This is a genomic window from Streptomyces sp. NPDC058751, from assembly GCF_042746485.1.
Taxonomy (GTDB): Bacteria; Actinomycetota; Actinomycetes; order Streptomycetales; family Streptomycetaceae; genus Streptomyces.
In genome coordinates, this window is record NZ_JBHYPZ010000031.1 from 43,040 (window position 1) to 58,687 (window position 15,648).

Below are 15,648 nucleotides of genomic sequence, written 5' to 3' on the forward strand. Positions count from 1 at the left end.
CTCCTCGGAATTCGGCGCGGGAGCGGAAAAGCCACCCCTTTCCCTCACACCTGTCGTACGGGGTGCCCTGCGTGTTTCATAGAGATGTGACATGCGGTGCGCGACCATACGGACGCGGACACGGCACATTCTCCGGCCGGTGGACGCCATGGCGTGCCGATCGTGCGGGCCGCCGTTCCCGACACCGAAAAAGCCGACGGCGTCGGGCGCGGCAGCCGGCAGAAGGAAAACCGAGACAGAAAGAGGGACGGGCATGTCCGGCAGCGAAAGCGAGAATCCGGCAATCCCTTCACCGACCCCCACACCGACCCGACGGCCCAGGACGAACCGGGACTGGTGGCCCGATCAGCTGGACCTCCAGGTCCTCCGGCAGCACTCGCCCCGGCCCGGCCCGATGGACGAGGGCTTCGACTACGCGAAGGAGTTCGCGGCCCTCGACGTCGACGCGCTGAAGCGCGACGTCATCGAGGTGATGACGACGTCCCAGGACTGGTGGCCCGCCGACTACGGCCACTACGGGCCGCTCTTCATCCGGATGAGCTGGCACGCCGCGGGAACGTACCGCATCGCGGACGGCCGCGGCGGTGGCGGCAGCGGCGCCCAGCGCTTCGCCCCCCTCAACAGCTGGCCGGACAACGCGAGCCTGGACAAGGCGCGCCGTCTGCTCTGGCCGGTCAAGCAGAAGTACGGACGGGCGGTCTCCTGGGCCGATCTCCTGGTCTTCGCCGGAAATTGCGCCATGGAATCCATGGGATTCAAGACGTTCGGTTTCGGTTTCGGACGAGAGGACGTCTGGGAACCCGAGGAGATCTTCTGGGGACCCGAGGACACCTGGCTCGGGGACGAGCGTTACAGCGGCGACAGGGAACTCACCGGTCCTTTCGGCGCCGTGCAGATGGGGCTCATCTACGTCAATCCGGAGGGACCCGAGGGGAACCCGGACCCGGTGGCCGCCGCCCAGGACATCCGGGAGACGTTCGGGCGCATGGCGATGAACGACGAGGAGACGGTCGCGCTCATCGTGGGCGGCCACACCTTCGGCAAGTGCCACGGCGCGGTCGACGCCAGTCATGTCGGCCCGGAACCCGAGGCCGCCCCCATCGAGCAGCAGGGCCTCGGCTGGCGGAACACCTACGACGGCGGCACGGGTCCCCACACGCTCACCAGCGGTCTGGAGGGCGCGTGGACCACCGAGCCGACCAAGTGGGACAACGGGTACCTGGACAATCTCTACGGGTACGAGTGGGAGCTGACGAGCAGTCCCGCCGGCGCCCACCAGTGGACTCCCACGGATCCCGCGGCCGGGGACACCGTGCCGGACGCCCATGATCCGTCGAAGCGGCACGCCCCCATGATGCTGACGACGGACCTCGCGCTGAAGGTGGACCCGGTCTACGGCCCGATCACGAGGAGGTTCCACGAGAACCCGGAGGACACCGCGGAGGCGTTCGCCAAGGCGTGGTACAAACTGCTGCACCGCGACATGGGCCCCGTCTCGCGCTACCTCGGCCCGTGGGTCCCCGAGCCGCAGCTGTGGCAGGACCCCGTTCCCGACGTCGATCACGAACTGGTCGGGGACGAGGACGTGGCCGCGCTCAAAGCCAGGATCCTCGACTCGGGCCTTTCCCTCTCCCAGCTGGTCACCACCGCCTGGGCGTCGGCGGCGAGCTTCCGCGGCACCGACAAGCGCGGCGGGGCGAACGGAGCACGCATCCGGCTCGCGCCGCAGAAGGACTGGGAGCTCAACGACGTCCCCGAGGTGACCGAGGTGCTGCGCACGCTCGAGGGGATCCAGCAGGACTTCGACGGCTCCCAGGCGGGCGGGAAGCGGGTCTCCCTCGCCGACCTGATCGTCCTCGGCGGGTGCGCGGCCGTCGAGCGGGCCGCGAGGAACGCCGGGTACGACATCACGGTCCCGTTCGCACCGGGGCGTACGGACGCCTCGCAGGAACAGACCGACGCGGAGTCGTTCGCCGTGCTGGAACCCAGGGCGGACGCCTTCCGCAACCACCTTCCGACGGGCGAGAAGCTGCCGCCGGAGACCCTCATGCTGGAGCGTGCCGACCTGCTGACGCTGACCGCTCCCGAGATGACGGTGCTGATCGGCGGCATGCGGGCCCTGGACACCGGCTTCAAGGGGTCCTCCCACGGCGTCCTCACCCACCGGCCGGGAGTCCTGACCAACGACTTCTTCCTCAACCTGCTCGACATGGGCACGGAGTGGAAGGCGTCGGCCACGGACGAGAACGTGTTCGAAGGCCGGGACCGCGCCACCGGCGAGGTCAGGTGGACCGCCACCGCCGTCGACCTGGTCTTCGGCTCGCACTCCCAGCTGCGGGCCGTCTCCGAGGTCTACGCGTCCTGGGACGCGGGGGAGAAGTTCGTACGCGACTTCGTGGCGGCGTGGGACAAGGTGATGAACCTCGACCGGTTCGACCTCACCTGAGCCCGCCGTCCCGGTCGGTCCTTCCGGTCGGTCCTCCTGTCCGACTGCCGCCCCGGAGGTCGGCGCGGCAGTCGGTGGTGCGGTGCTCCTCGGGGAGCGGACCGGGACGAGTGCCACCGCTCGCCCCGAACGGCTGTACGTCCGGTGTCTCCTACGCCTTGCGGCCGCGCGCCCGGGGGACGACGACCGGTGAGCCGTCGCCGGGGGCGTGCAGGATGTCGGCGTCGATCCGGTACAGCTCCTTGACGAGGGCGTCGTCGACGACGGTCCGCGGCGGGCCCTGCGCGACGATCCGGCCGCCGTTCATGGCGATCAGCGTGTCCGCGTAGCGCGCGGCGGAGGCCAGGTCGTGCAGGACCATGACGACCGTCCGGCCGCTCGCGGCGACGTGGCGGACCAGTTCCAGGACGTCGACGGCGTGGCCGAGGTCGAGGGCGCTGGTCGGTTCGTCGAGGAGTACGACGGGTGTGTGCTGGGCGAGGACCATGGCGAGCCAGCACCGCTGCCGCTGGCCGCCGGAGAGCCGGTCCAGGCGTTCGGCCGCCAGGTGGGCGGTGCCGGTGGCCTCCAGGGCGTCCCGGACGGCCCGCTCGTCCTCGCGGGACCACTGGCGCAGCAGGCCCTGGTGCGGGTGGCGGCCGTAGCGGACCAGCCCGGCCACGGTGACGGCCTCGGGAGCGCGGGGCGCCTGCGGCAACAGCGCCACGCGGTGGGCCGCCTGGCGCTGGGAGAGGTTCCAGACGTCGTCGCCGGCGGCGCGCACCTCGCCCGAGTCGGGGCGGTGCAGCCGGGCGACGGTGCGCAGGAGGGTCGACTTGCCGCAGCCGTTGGGGCCGACGACGGCGGCCACGTGTCCCGCCGGAAGGGTCAGGTCGACGTCCCGGACGACGGGGCGGCCGGGGTAACCGGCGTGCAGTCGCCGGACTTCCAGTCCCGGGTTCGTATCGGTCATGGGCGGTTCAAGCCTCTCCGGTAGTGCGGTCCGTCCGGAGGAGGACCCACAGGAGGAAGGGTCCGCCGAGGACGCTGGTGACGACGCCGACGGGAAGTTCGACGGGGGCGATCACCCGGCCGAGGGCGTCGGCCGCGGTGATCAGGGCGGCTCCGGTGAGCGCGGAGCCGAGGACGGGGACCCGGGTGGCCCCGGCGAGGCGCCCGGCGAGCACGGGGGCGGCGAGCGCGACGAACACGACGGGTCCGCCCACGCCGACCGCGAGTCCGGCCAGGGCGACGGCGAGGGCGAGTGCCGTGGCGCGCAGCCGGCGCAGGTCGACGCCGAGTCCGGCGGCCGTGTCGTCGTCGAACCTCAGCAGTTGCAGGCGGTGTCCGGCGGCGGCCGCGAGCGGCAGGAGGAACAGCAGGGCGACCAGCAGGGGTGTTCCCACGGCCCAGTCACGGCCGTTCAAGCTGCCGACGGCCCAGAGGAAGACGCCTCCCGCCGTGCTGTCGTTCTCCCGGGACATGACGAGGTCGCCGATCGCGCCGATGAAGGTGGAGACGCCGATGCCGACGACGAGCACGCGGTAGCCGGCTCCGCCCGCGCCGCCGGCGCACAGGACGACGAGGACCGCCGCGGCCACGGCACCGAGCGGACCGAGCCACCAGTCGCCGATCGTGCCGGTCGAGGAGCCCGCGGCCGAGGCCACCACCGCGGCGGTGGCGCCCTCGTTGACCCCGAGCAGATCGGGGGTGGCCAGGCGGTTTCCGGCCAGTGTCTGAGTGAGGCAGCCGGCGACGCCGAGGGCGGCACCGACCATGAGACCGACGATCACGCGGGGCAGCCGGAAGTCACGCACGATCATGACCGTGCCCGGGTCCCCCGTCCCGAGGAGGCCGGAGAGCGTGTCCGCCGGGCTCATGCCCGTCGAACTCGCCAGCGTGGCCAGCGCGACGAGCAGGACCAGCAGGGGCAGGAGGACAGCGGCGGCCAGGGCGCCGCGTCGGGGGAAGAGCCACGACAGGGTGCCCGCGCGCAGCACGAGACTGTCGGGCGGATCGACGTTCGTCACCGGTGGTCCGACGCGCTCCCCTCCGGGCCCCGACGGGTCCACGTCCAGCGCCGACGGCCCGACGCGCTTGCCGCCGGGGCCGGGCGGGCCGACGTTCGTCACCGGTGGTCCGACGTGCTCGCCGCCAGGACCGGGCGGCTCGGGCACGGGTGTGGTCATGATGCGGCTTCGGCGGTGGACAGGCGGGGGGAGCGGGCGATCCAGACGAGCAACGGCCCCCCGACGAAGGCGAGCAGCACGCTCACCGGCGTCTCCCAGGGACGGACGACGACGCGTGCGAGGACGTCGGCGAGGAGCATGACGTCGGCGGCGACCACGGCGGAGAGCGTGAGCCCGGCGAGCATGCGCGGACCCGCCACGGCCCGGGCGGCGTGGGGAGCGAGGAGGCCGAGGAAGGCGATCGGGCCGGCGACGGCGACCGCGCAGCCGGACAGCAGGGAGACCGCGCCCGCGACGGTCAGGCGGATCCTGCCCGGACGGTGCCCGAGGGATCGCGCGCTGTCGTCGCCGAGGCCCAGCGCGGACAGCGGGCGGGCGCTCGCGAGGGCGACGAGGAGGCCCGCGGCGACCAACGGCAGCAGCGGCAGCAGGTCTTCGGTGCGCACCCCGGCCAGCGACCCGATGGTCCAGTAGCGGTAGACGTCGAAGGTGGACTGTGTTCCGAGCAGGACGTACGAGGTCATGCCGTGGAAGGTCGCGCCGAGCGCGGAGCCCGCGAGCACCAGCCGCAGCGGCGATCCCTGGGCGCGCCCGCTCGCCGCGAGGAGCAGGACGACCGCGCTCGCCAGCACTCCTCCGGCAAGTGCCCACAGGAGCAGGGCGGTCGTCGAGGAGACGTCGAAGAAGGTAAGCCCGACGACGACGGCGAACGCCGCGCCCGAGTTCACTCCGAGCAGACCGGTCTCGGCGAGGGGGTTGCGGGTCGCGGCCTGCAGCAGGCAGCCGGCCGCGCCGAGGCAGACGCCCACCAGGACGGCGGCCAGGGTGCGGGGCAGCCGCACGTCGACCACCGCGAGGCGCAGCCGGGGGTCGGCGCGGGCGGAGGGGTCGCCGGTCAGGTAGTCCCAGGCCCGGCCCGGTGGGCTGGGGCCGGTCCCGACGAGCAGGGACAGCAGGCACAGTCCGAGCAGGAGCACGAGGAGCAGGACCGCGGCCCGGGCGACGCCGCCCGTCAGGGCGGTCCGGCCGTCTCCGTGGCCGGATCCCGTCTTGAGGGACACCCTCCCTCGAAGCATCAACATGAGGTTAGCCTAACCTAAGTTGATCGCACTCCTCCGGGGCGGTCGCCGTGCATTCGTATGTCTGCATGCCCTGGGTGCCTGCTGTTCCACGCACTCCGGGGGAGCTGCCCCAGTCGTTCCACGGCCCCTCACCCGGGCCGCACTCGAAGCAACGGAGAGTTCAAGCCATGAAGCCGCCACCCCGCACCCCCTCCCGCTCCGCGCGCCGGACCACCACCGCGTACTGCCTGATCGTGGCGTCCGCGCTCGCCCTGACCGCCTGCGGATCCTCGGACGGCGGCTCCGGAGCGGACGGGCCGTCAGGGACGAAGGGCGGTAGGACGGTCACCGACGCGACAGGCGCCGAGGTCGAGGTGCCCGCGTCGCCGAAGCGGGTCGTGGCGCTCAGCGAGATGGACCTCGACTCCGCGCTCGCCCTCGGCGTGAAGCCCGTCGGCCTGACCGCCGGACGCGGGCAGAAGGGCGCGCCCGAGTACCTCGCCGCGCAGGCGAAGGGCATCCCGGTGGTCGGCGCGGTGACCGGCCCCGACCTGGAGAAGGTCGTCGCGGCCAGACCGGACGTCATCCTGGCCGGGCAGAGCGCCGACGAACAGGTGCTGGCACAGCTGAGGAAGATCGCCCCCACGGTCGTCACGATCGACGGCACCAAGAGCTGGAAGAAGTCCCTCCGGCTCACCGGGCGGGCGCTGGGCAGGTCCGAGGAGGCGGAGGAGTTCCTCACCGGGTACGACACCAGGGTTGCTGGGCTCAAGAAGGACCTCGGCGCCCGGGCGGGACTGAGCGTGTCCGTCGCCCGCTATTCGGCGAAGGGCACCGCCGTCATGCAGCAGGGGGTGTTCATCAGCGACGTCCTGAAGGACCTGGGGTTCGAGCGTCCCGGCATCCAGAACCGGCGGGGCGAGGGGCACTCGACGCCGGTCAGCGACGAGAACCTGAAGGAGATCGACGGCGACTGGCTGTTCATCGGCACCCTGTCGTCGGCCGGTTCCGACGCCGGCCTCCTCGACCAGCTCGCGAAGAAGCCCGCGTACCGGCAGCTCAAGGCGGTACGGGACGGGCACGCGACCGTGATCGACGGCTCCAAGTGGACGAGCCTCGGCGGCGCCGAGGCCGCCGAGTCCGTCCTCGAGGACGTCCGCAAGGCCATGGTCCGGTGAGCGCCGAGCAGGACCTGTCCGGGCGCCTCGCGCTGGTGACGGGCGCGGGCCGGGGCATCGGAGCGGCCGTGGTCACGGCACTGGCCGAACGCGGCGCCCGCGTCCTGGCCACCGACGTCGACGCCGCGGGCATCGAGGCCGTGGCGGCGAAGGAGCCGGACAGGATCGTCCCCCGGGTCCTGGACGTGACGGACCCGGCGGCCGTGGAGAGCGCGGTCGCCGAGGCCGAGGAGACGCTCGGCCCGCTGGACATCGCGGTCAACGTCGCGGGCGTCCTGCGCGGCGCGCCGGTGGTGCGGCTCACCGACGCCGACTGGGCGGCCGTCTTCGCGGTCAACACCGACGGGGTGTTCCACGTGTCACGGTCCGTGGCGCGGCGGATGGCCGCCCGCGGCCGGGGCAGCATCGTCACCGTCGCCTCCAACGCCGCGGGGATCCCGCGCAGCGGCATGGCCGCGTACGCCGCCTCCAAGGCCGCCGCGGTGATGTTCACCAAATGCCTGGGCCTGGAGGTGGCCGCGCAGGGCGTACGGTGCAACACCGTCTCCCCCGGCTCCACCCTCACCGACATGCAGCGCGCCCTGTGGGAGGCGTCCCCCGGCGGCGCGCGGGCCGGTGAACGGTCCGTCATCGAGGGGGACCTCGCCGCGCACCGCACCGGCATCCCGCTCGGACGCCTGGCGGAACCCTCCGACGTCGCGGACGCCGTCGCCTTCCTCGTCTCCGACCGTGCCCGCCACATCACCCTGCACGACCTGTACGTCGACGGCGGCGCCACCCTGCGGGCCTGACCACCACCCCCGGCCGCCCTGCCACGCCTCCCGTCCGCGCCCCCTGCCTGGAGACCCCACATGACCGCCTCCCTGCGCGAAGCCGGCCCCGGCACCGCGAAGTCCACTCCCTCCCCCACGGTTCCCGGCGCCGCCGTCGCCCTGCTCGACGCGTACCGCTCCGGCACCGACCGCTTCCTCGCCACACCCCGGCGAACCCTGCTGGCCCACGGCAGCGCCGCCGAAGTCCCGCACGACGAAAGTCCGTTGGCCCGTCGCGTCGACCAGGTCCTGCACGCGCTGCCAAGACCGGCCGGGGCGCCCGCCCCGCTCGTGCTGGGCACCGTGCCCTTCGCGCCGGACGCCCCTGCCCGACTCGCCGTCCCCCGGTCCGTCCGCCACGCCTCCGCCCTGTGCGAGGACCCCCTGATCGCGCTGTCCGCGCCGGATCCCGCGGACGGTGCCGACTGGCGGGTCCGTCAGTGGCCGGCCCCCGAGGAGTACGCGGCGGCCGTGGCCTCGGCGGTACGGCGGATGCGGGCCAAGGAGTTCGACAAGGTGGTCCTCGCCCGCACCCTGGAGCTGACCGGACCGCACGCACCGGACCTGGGGGCGCTGCTGAACCGGCTCGCCCGCCGCGATCCCGGCGGCTACACCTTCGCCGTGCCCAGCGGGCCCGGCCGCACGCTCGTCGGCGCCTCTCCCGAACTCCTCGTCGCCCGGGAGAACGGCCGGCTGACCGCCAACCCCCTGGCGGGGTCCGTCCCGCGCAGCGCCGATCTGGCGGAGGACGTACGGCGGGCCGCGGCCCTGCTGGAGTCGCCGAAGGACCTGCACGAACACGCCGTCGTCGTCGACGCCGTACGCGAGGCGCTCGCGCCCCTGTGCCGGAGCATGGAGGTGCCCGACCGGCCCACGCTGGTGCGGACCGCGACGATGTGGCACCTGTCGACGACCGTCACCGGCGAGGTCGCGGACCCGGGCGTCACCTCCCTCGACCTCGCGTCCGCGCTGCACCCGACCCCGGCCGTGTGCGGCACGCCCACCGAGGTGGCCCGCGCGGTCATCGCCGAGTCCGAGCCGTTCGACCGCGGCGCGTACACCGGCATGGTCGGCTGGCAGGACGCCGACGGCGACGGCGAATGGGTGGTGACCATCCGCTGCGCCGAGGCCGAGGGCCACACCTTGCGGCTGTTCGCCGGCGCGGGGATCGTGGCCGGCTCCTCGCCGCAGTCGGAGACGGCCGAGACGGCCGCCAAGTTCCGTACGTTCCTGGACGCCGTGGGAGCCACCCTGTGAACGCCGCCGCCCTCACCCCCGGCCTCGACGCGCCCACCTGGCCGAAGGAGTTCGCCGACCGCTACCGCGCGGCCGGTCACTGGCGCGGCGAGACGTTCGGCGGCATGCTGCGCGAGCGCGCCGCCGCCCACCCCGACCGGGTCGCCCTGGTCGACCCGGCGCCCGAAAGGCGCACCTGGACCTACGGACAGCTCGACCGGGCCGCCGACCGGCTGGCCGCCGGGTTCTCCGCGCGCGGGATAGGCCGCGGCGACCGGGTGGGCGTCCAACTGCCCAACGTGGGCGAGTTCGTGGAGGTCGTCTTCGCCCTGTTCCGGATCGGGGCGCTGCCCGTGTACGCGCTGCCGGCGCACCGGGAGTCGGAGATCACGCACTTCTGCTCCTTCACCGAGGCCGTCGCCTACGTGATCCCGGACGTCCACGGGGGATTCGACCACCGCGAACTGGCCACGCGCGTCCAGGAGGACGCCCCGGCCCTGAAGCATGTGTTCGTGGCGGGTGATCCGGGCGTCCACACCGCGCTCGCCGACGTACCGTGCGCGCCGTCCGGCTCCCTCACCGGCCCCCGGCCCCACGAACTCGCCTTCCTGCAGCTGTCGGGCGGGACGACGGGGACACCGAAGCTGATCCCGCGCACCCACGACGACTACCTCTGCTCCCTGCGCGGCTCCAACGAGATCTGCGGGGTCGACGCGGACACCCGCTTCCTCGTCGTGCTGCCCGCCGCCCACAACTTCCCGATGAGTTCGCCCGGTTGGCTCGGTGTGCTGCACGCGGGCGGGACCGCGGTGCTGTGTCCCGACCCTGACCCGGCGGCCGCCTTCCCGATCGTCGAGCGGGAACGGATCACCATGACCGGTCTCGTCCCGCCGCTCGCCCTTCTGTGGACGGATGAGGCGGCACGGGGCGAACACGACTTGTCGAGCCTTGAGTTGGTCCTGGTGGGCGGGGCGAAGTACAGCGAGCAGGCCGCGCGACGCCTGGAACCGGCCCTGGGGTGCCGGCTCATGCAGGTCTTCGGCATGGCCGAGGGCCTGGTCAACTACACGCGTCTGGACGACGACACGGAGACGGTCGTCACCACCCAGGGCCGGCCGATCTCGCCCGACGACGAGATCCGCGTCGTCGACGAGGAGGACCGGGACGTGCCGGAGGGCGAGTTCGGTCACCTGCTCACCCGCGGCCCGTACACGATCCGCGGCTACTGGCGGGCCCCGGAGCACAACCGCACGGCGTTCACCGCGGACGGCTTCTACCGCACCGGCGACATCGTGCGCCGCACGCCGGGCGGCCACCTGGTCGTGGAGGGCAGGGCCAAGGACCAGATCAACCGGGGCGGCGAGAAGGTCGCCCCGGAGGAGATCGAGAACATCATCCTCGCCCACCCTTCCGTCCACGACGTCTCCCTCGTCGCCGTCCCCGACGAGTACCTCGGCGAACGCACCCTCGCCTACGTGATCCTGCGCGCGGGCGCGGAGCCGCTGAAGCCGGTCCACGTCAAGCGGTTCGTCCGCGGACGCGGGGTCGCCGCCTACAAGGTGCCCGACCTCGTCGAGTTCGTCGACGCCTTCCCCCACACCGGCATCGGCAAGGTCAGCAAGAAGGGCCTGCGGTCCGCCGCGGCCACCACCGAGCAGCGCTGAAAGGCCCCGCCCATGGCACTTCCCGCCATCACCTCCTACCCGCTCCCCTCCGTGGCGGAGCTGCCCCCCAACCGTGTGTCCTGGACCGTGGACCCGGCGCGCGCCGTCCTGCTCGTGCACGACCTCCAGCAGCACTTCCTGTCCGCGTTCCCTGCCGGCGAACAGCCGCTGACCGGCATGCTCGACAACACCTCCCGGCTGCTGAAGGAGGCCCGCCGTCTCGGCGTCCCCGTCGTCTACTCCGTCCAGCGGGGCGGGCAGAGCGCCGAACAGCGCGGGCTCCAGCTCGACTTCTGGGGTCCCGGCGTCGCGGACGACCCCGAAGCCCTGGCCGTCCCCGACGCCGTGGCGCCCGAGGGGACCGACATCCTGCTCACGAAGTGGAAGTACAGCGCGTTCGCGCGCACCGACCTCGCCGAACAGCTCCGTGCGCGGGGCCGCGACCAGCTGGTGATCACCGGCGTGTACGCGCACATCGGTGTCCTGACGACCGCCTGCGACGCCTGGATGCGGGACGTCCAGGCCTTCGTCGTCGCCGACGCCGTCGCCGACTTCTCCCGTGAGGACCACGACATGGCCCTGCGCTGGGCGGCCGGCCGCTGCGCCGTCGTGACCACCACCGACGCGCTCTTCGAGGAGACCCGAACGGCATGACCCTGACCCTGGAACAGATCCGCACCGACGTCGCCGACTGCCTCGGCGAGGACCCGGCGGACGTCCCGGTGGACGAGAGCCTCATCGACTACGGCCTGGACTCCGTACGCCTGATGGCGCTCCTCGCGCGCTGGCGCCGCGACCACGCAGTGACGGCCGCCTTCGCCGACCTCGCCGAGCACCCGGCCATCGAGGCGTGGGCACCGCTGCTGGGGGCCTCGTGACCACGGCACCCGTCGACACCGGAAGCGTCACCGACACCGACAGCGTCACCGACACCTCGCACGGGACCGAACTGCCTTTGACCGCAGCCCAGTCGGGCATGTGGTACGCGCAGGCCCTCGACCCCCTCAGCCCCGCCCAGAACACCGCGGAATGCCTGGAGATCGACGGCCCGATCGACGCCGCCCTCTTCGCCCGCGCCCTGCGGCAGGTCGTGTCCGAGACGGACGCGCTGCGCGTCCGGATCGAGGACGGACCGGACGGCCCGCGCCAACACCTGCATGACATCCCCGAGTTGCCGCTCACCGTCATGGACCTGCGGGCGTCGGACCACGCGGAGCGGGAGGCCGACGCGTGGATGCGCGCCGACCTCGCCCGGCCCTGCGACCTGGCGGCCGGTCCGTTGTTCCACCACGCCCTGTTCCGGGTGGGCGACCACCGCTGGCTGTGGTACCAGCGCATCCACCACCTGGTCATGGACGGCTTCGGCTACTCGCTGCTGGTCCGCCGGACGGCCGAGGTGTACACCGCGCTCGCCCGCGGCGCACAGCCCCCGCCGCGCACCTTCGGCCGGCTCGCCGACCTGGTCGAGGACGACCGGGCCTACCGGTCCTCCGACGCCTTCGCCGCCGACCGCGCCCACTGGGCCGCGGCGTTCGCGGACCGTCCGGAAGCACCCCGTCTCGCGGGCCGCGGCGCGCTGCCCCAGCGCTCGTTCCGCCGCCGCAGCGCCCGGCTGTCGCCGGAGGCCGGTGACCGGCTGCGCGAACTGGCGGCCGGCATGCGGGCCACCTGGCCGGAGGTCCTGATCGCGGCGCAGGCCCTGTACATCTCGCGGGCGACCGCACGGTCCGAGGTGGTCCTCGGTCTGCCGATGATGGGCCGGATGGGCTCGGCCGCGCTGCGCGTGCCGGGCATGGTCATGAACGTGCTGCCGCTCCGGCTGACCGTCACCCCGGAGGCGACCCTCGGCGAACTGGTGCGGCGGGTGGTCCTCGGCGTCCGTGACGCGCGCCGCCGCCAGCGCTACCGCTACGAGGACATCCGCCGCGACCTCGGCCTGCTCGGCGAGAGCCGCGCACTGGTGGGCCCGCTCGTCAACGTCATGCCCTTCGACTACGGGGTGGACTTCGCCGGCGCGGCCGTGCGGGCCCGGAACCTGTCAGCAGGCCCGGTCGAGGACCTGACGGTCAACGTCTACGACCGCGCCGACGGCCAGGGCCTCGCGATCGACCACGACGGCAACCCCGCCCTCTACGACGACGCGGACCTCGCCGCGCACCAGGAACGGTTCCTCCACCTGCTCGACCGGATCGCCCACGCCGGTCCGCAGGAGCCGACGGCCTCCTTCGGCATCGCCACACCCGCCGAACTGGACCTGGTCCTCGACGAGTTCAACGACACCGGGCGGGACGTCCCGCCCACGACGCTGATCGGACCGATCGAGTCGCAGGCGGCGCGCACCCCCGGGGCACCGGCCCTGACGTTCGCGGGCACCACCCTCACCTACGGCGAACTCAACGCCCGCGCCAACCGGTTGGCCCACCGCCTCCAGACGCTCGGCGCCCGGCCGGGAGCCGTGGTGGCCGTCTCGCTGCCGCGCTCGGCCGAACTGGTCGTGGCCCTGCTCGCGGTGCTCAAGTCGGGTGCCGCCTACCTGCCGCTGGACCCCGGATACCCGGCACAGCGGCTGGCGTTCATGCTCCAGGACGCGGCGCCCGTCTGCGCGGTCACCGACCGCGCAGACCGCCTCCCCCCGGACACCGGGACGCCGGTCGTCGCGCTCCACGGCCTCGACCTGTCCGACGCCTCACCGGTGGACCCGGCACGGGCCCTGACCCCGCACCATCCGGCCTACGTCATCTACACCTCCGGGTCGACGGGCCGCCCGAAGGGCGTCGTCGTCCCGCACGGGGCGATCGACAACCGGCTGCGCTGGATGCAGCACGCCTACCCGATCGCCCCCGGCGACCGGGTCCTGCAGAAGACGCCGTCGTCCTTCGACGTGTCCGTCTGGGAGTTCTTCTGGCCCCTGCGGGTGGGCGCCACCCTGGTCGTCGCCGAACCGGAGGCGCACAAGGACCCGTTGGTCCTGGCCCGGCTGATCCGGGAACAGGCGGTCACGGTCTGCCACTTCGTGCCGTCGATGCTCCAGGTGTTCCTCGCCGAGCCGGAGTCGGCGCTTTGCGCGCGGAGTCTGCGGCACGTGTTCTGCAGCGGCGAGGCCCTGCCCCGGGAGACCGCGAGCGGCTTCGCACGGGCCCTGCCCGGCGTGGAGCTGCACAACCTGTACGGCCCCACCGAGGCCGCCGTCGACGTCACGTACCACGCCTGCGACCCCTCGGACACGGGCCCGGTGCCGATCGGCCGCCCCGTCTGGAACACCCGCCTCTACGTCCTCGACAGCGCCCTCCACCCGTGCCCGCCCGGGGTTCCGGGCGAACTCCATCTGGCGGGAAGCCAGTTGGCCGAGGGATATCTCAACCGGCCCGACCTCACCGCCACCCGGTTCGTCGCCGACCCCTTCGGGCCGCCCGGCAGCCGGATGTACCGCACCGGTGACCTCGCCCGCTGGACCGAGGGCGGCGAGGTCGAGTACCTGGGCCGGACCGACCACCAGGTCAAGCTCCGCGGGCAGCGCATCGAGCTGGGCGAGATCGAGGCGGCGCTCGCCGCCCAGGAGGGTGTGGGCGGAGCCTGCGCGCTGGTGCGCGAGGACCGCCCGGGCGAGCAGCTCCTCGTCGGTTACGTGACGGGCGGCGCCGACCCGGCGGCCGTCCGGGCGGGGGTGGCCCGCGACCTGCCCGAACACATGGTGCCGTCCGCCGTCGTCGGTCTCGACGCGTTCCCGCTCAGCCCCAACGGCAAGCTGGACCGGCGCGAGCTGCCCCCGCCCGTCTTCACCGGCACCGGCCCGCAGCGCGAGCCCGCCGACGCCCGGGAGGAGGCCGTGGCCCGGCTGTTCGCCGACGTGCTCGGACGGGAACAGGTGGGCCCGGACGACACGTTCTTCGACCTCGGCGGCACCTCCCTGCTCGCGGTACGCCTGGTGGCCCGGATCCGGGAGGAGTTCGGCGCCGAACTGACGATCGGCTCCCTGTTCGAGGCGCCGACACCGGCCGCCCTCGCGGCACGGCTCGACGGGGCCGCTCCGGGGGCGGGCGACGCCCTGGACGTCGTACTGCCCCTGCGCGTCGGCACCGGGCGTCCCGCCCTGTTCGCCTTCCATCCGGCCGGCGGTCTGGCCTGGTGCTACGCCGGACTGTCCGCCAGGCTCGGCCCCGGTCAGCCCTTCTACGGCATCCAGGTACGGGGTCTCGCCGACGACGAGCCGCTGCCCCGCACGCTCCAGGAGGAGGCGGCGGACTACACGGCACGGATCCGCGAGGTCCAGCCGCACGGGCCGTACCGTCTCCTGGGCTGGTCGGTGGGCGGGATCCTCGCCCACACCGTGGCCGTCCTCCTGCAACAAGCCGGCGAGGAGGTGGACCTGCTGGCGCTCCTCGACGCCTTCCCCGCCGAGCAGTGGCGCGAGCGGCCCGCACCGCAGGAGGGCGACGCCCTCACCGCCGTCCTGCGCATGGCCGGTTTCGACAGGGCGGGCGAACGCACTCGCGAGGACGTCCTGGCCAGACTGCGGCGGGCCGGCAGTCCGCTCGCCGGCCTCGGCGAGCGGACCCTGTCGAAGATCGTCGACGTCGTGCCGAACCACGCGCGCATGATGCGCGAGCACCGGCACCACCCCTTCGACGGCGACGTGCTGTTCTTCACCGCCGCGGCACCGCGCGCCGAGGACTGGCTGACCCGGGAGGCGTGGCGCCCGCACGTGACCGGCGTCGTCGACAACCACGACCTCGACTGCACGCACCCCCAACTGCTGCGGGACGAACCCCTCGACACCGTCGCCGCGGTCGTCGCGGCCCGTCTGAAGGAGCTCGACGGATGACCGGCGCCAACCCCTTCGACGCTCCGCCCGCCGCGGAGCACGAGAGCCACCTCGTCCTGAGCGACGGCCGGGGCGCGCTGTCGCTCTGGCCGGCCTGGAAGGCGGTGCCGGAGGGATGGCACGTGCTCCTCGGTCCGGCGCCCCACGCGAGGTGCCTCGACCTGGTCGGCGCGGAACTGCCGTGACCGGGCCCGGCGCGGACGCCGGGGGCCGCCCCGGTGTCCGCGGGCGGGGCGGTCCTCCGGTGTCCGCCAGTGCCAC

General features: G+C 73.4%; 12 protein-coding genes. 9 read left to right on the forward strand and 3 right to left on the reverse strand.

Annotated elements, in window-relative coordinates; genetic code table 11:
* The first annotated feature begins 253 nt into the window (after positions 1 to 253).
* On the forward strand, positions 254 to 2,446 hold the full coding sequence (katG, locus tag ACFW6B_RS26595; protein WP_386599531.1) for a catalase/peroxidase HPI: 2,193 nt from the start codon (positions 254 to 256) through the stop codon (positions 2,444 to 2,446).
* Between the two features lie 151 nt (positions 2,447 to 2,597).
* Here the strand turns inward: katG and ACFW6B_RS26600 are convergent, their stop codons facing one another.
* Genes ACFW6B_RS26600 through ACFW6B_RS26610 form a run of 3 tightly spaced genes read right to left on the reverse strand, consistent with a single transcriptional unit; the run spans position 2,598 to position 5,696 of the window.
* Positions 2,598 to 3,398 carry an ABC transporter ATP-binding protein gene (locus ACFW6B_RS26600; protein WP_386599533.1) on the reverse strand — a complete coding sequence of 267 codons (801 nt, stop codon included), beginning with the start codon at positions 3,396 to 3,398 and terminating at the stop codon, positions 2,598 to 2,600.
* A 7-nt stretch (positions 3,399 to 3,405) separates the two neighbouring features.
* Positions 3,406 to 4,614 (reverse strand): FecCD family ABC transporter permease, encoded by a 1,209-nt coding sequence (locus ACFW6B_RS26605; RefSeq protein WP_386599535.1) that lies wholly within the window; start codon positions 4,612 to 4,614, stop codon positions 3,406 to 3,408.
* Positions 4,611 to 5,696 (reverse strand): FecCD family ABC transporter permease, encoded by a 1,086-nt coding sequence (locus ACFW6B_RS26610; protein WP_386599537.1) that lies wholly within the window; start codon positions 5,694 to 5,696, stop codon positions 4,611 to 4,613. Before ACFW6B_RS26610 ends, ACFW6B_RS26605 begins: the two co-directional genes overlap by 4 nt.
* 167 nt (positions 5,697 to 5,863) lie before the next feature.
* Here ACFW6B_RS26610 and ACFW6B_RS26615 point away from each other — a divergent pair, with 167 nt between their 5' ends.
* The 8 genes from ACFW6B_RS26615 (at position 5,864) to ACFW6B_RS26650 (ending at position 15,572) form a co-directional block, all read left to right on the forward strand.
* On the forward strand, positions 5,864 to 6,853 hold the full coding sequence (locus ACFW6B_RS26615; protein ID WP_386599540.1) for an ABC transporter substrate-binding protein: 990 nt from the start codon (positions 5,864 to 5,866) through the stop codon (positions 6,851 to 6,853).
* Positions 6,850 to 7,644: a 2,3-dihydro-2,3-dihydroxybenzoate dehydrogenase gene (locus tag ACFW6B_RS26620; protein WP_386599542.1), complete on the forward strand. Its 795-nt coding sequence runs from the start codon at positions 6,850 to 6,852 to the stop codon at positions 7,642 to 7,644. The genes ACFW6B_RS26615 and ACFW6B_RS26620 overlap by 4 nt, the downstream gene beginning before the upstream one ends.
* A 60-nt stretch (positions 7,645 to 7,704) precedes the next feature.
* Complete coding sequence (locus ACFW6B_RS26625; protein WP_386599544.1) at positions 7,705 to 8,922, forward strand: isochorismate synthase; 1,218 nt, start codon at positions 7,705 to 7,707, stop codon at positions 8,920 to 8,922.
* Positions 8,919 to 10,565, forward strand: a complete 1,647-nt coding sequence (locus ACFW6B_RS26630; RefSeq protein WP_386599545.1) for a (2,3-dihydroxybenzoyl)adenylate synthase — start codon at positions 8,919 to 8,921, stop codon at positions 10,563 to 10,565. The genes ACFW6B_RS26625 and ACFW6B_RS26630 overlap by 4 nt, the downstream gene beginning before the upstream one ends.
* 12 nt (positions 10,566 to 10,577) lie before the next feature.
* Positions 10,578 to 11,219, forward strand: a complete 642-nt coding sequence (locus tag ACFW6B_RS26635) for an isochorismatase family protein (RefSeq protein WP_386599547.1) — start codon at positions 10,578 to 10,580, stop codon at positions 11,217 to 11,219.
* Positions 11,216 to 11,443 carry a phosphopantetheine-binding protein gene (locus tag ACFW6B_RS26640; RefSeq protein WP_386599548.1) on the forward strand — a complete coding sequence of 76 codons (228 nt, stop codon included), beginning with the start codon at positions 11,216 to 11,218 and terminating at the stop codon, positions 11,441 to 11,443. Before ACFW6B_RS26635 ends, ACFW6B_RS26640 begins: the two co-directional genes overlap by 4 nt.
* Before the next feature lie 98 nt (positions 11,444 to 11,541).
* Complete coding sequence (locus ACFW6B_RS26645; protein WP_386599637.1) at positions 11,542 to 15,387, forward strand: amino acid adenylation domain-containing protein; 3,846 nt, start codon at positions 11,542 to 11,544, stop codon at positions 15,385 to 15,387.
* Positions 15,384 to 15,572: an MbtH family NRPS accessory protein gene (locus ACFW6B_RS26650; protein ID WP_386599550.1), complete on the forward strand. Its 189-nt coding sequence runs from the start codon at positions 15,384 to 15,386 to the stop codon at positions 15,570 to 15,572. Before ACFW6B_RS26645 ends, ACFW6B_RS26650 begins: the two co-directional genes overlap by 4 nt.
* Positions 15,573 to 15,648: the final 76 nt, after the last annotated feature.

Excerpts from the sequence above, each read along its gene's own strand:
- ACFW6B_RS26650 (WP_386599550.1), top strand. The coding sequence starts at position 15,384 with ATGACCGGCGCCAACCCCTTCGACGCTCCGCCCGCCGCGGAGCACGAG.
- ACFW6B_RS26605 (WP_386599535.1), bottom strand. The coding sequence starts at position 4,614 with ATGACCACACCCGTGCCCGAGCCGCCCGGTCCTGGCGGCGAGCACGTC.
- ACFW6B_RS26625 (WP_386599544.1), top strand. The coding sequence starts at position 7,705 with ATGACCGCCTCCCTGCGCGAAGCCGGCCCCGGCACCGCGAAGTCCACT.
- ACFW6B_RS26635 (WP_386599547.1), top strand. The coding sequence starts at position 10,578 with ATGGCACTTCCCGCCATCACCTCCTACCCGCTCCCCTCCGTGGCGGAG.
- ACFW6B_RS26610 (WP_386599537.1), bottom strand. The coding sequence starts at position 5,696 with ATGTTGATGCTTCGAGGGAGGGTGTCCCTCAAGACGGGATCCGGCCAC.
- ACFW6B_RS26600 (WP_386599533.1), bottom strand. The coding sequence starts at position 3,398 with ATGACCGATACGAACCCGGGACTGGAAGTCCGGCGACTGCACGCCGGT.
- ACFW6B_RS26645 (WP_386599637.1), top strand. The coding sequence starts at position 11,542 with ATGTGGTACGCGCAGGCCCTCGACCCCCTCAGCCCCGCCCAGAACACC.
- ACFW6B_RS26615 (WP_386599540.1), top strand. The coding sequence starts at position 5,864 with ATGAAGCCGCCACCCCGCACCCCCTCCCGCTCCGCGCGCCGGACCACC.
- katG (WP_386599531.1), top strand. The coding sequence starts at position 254 with ATGTCCGGCAGCGAAAGCGAGAATCCGGCAATCCCTTCACCGACCCCC.
- ACFW6B_RS26640 (WP_386599548.1), top strand. The coding sequence starts at position 11,216 with ATGACCCTGACCCTGGAACAGATCCGCACCGACGTCGCCGACTGCCTC.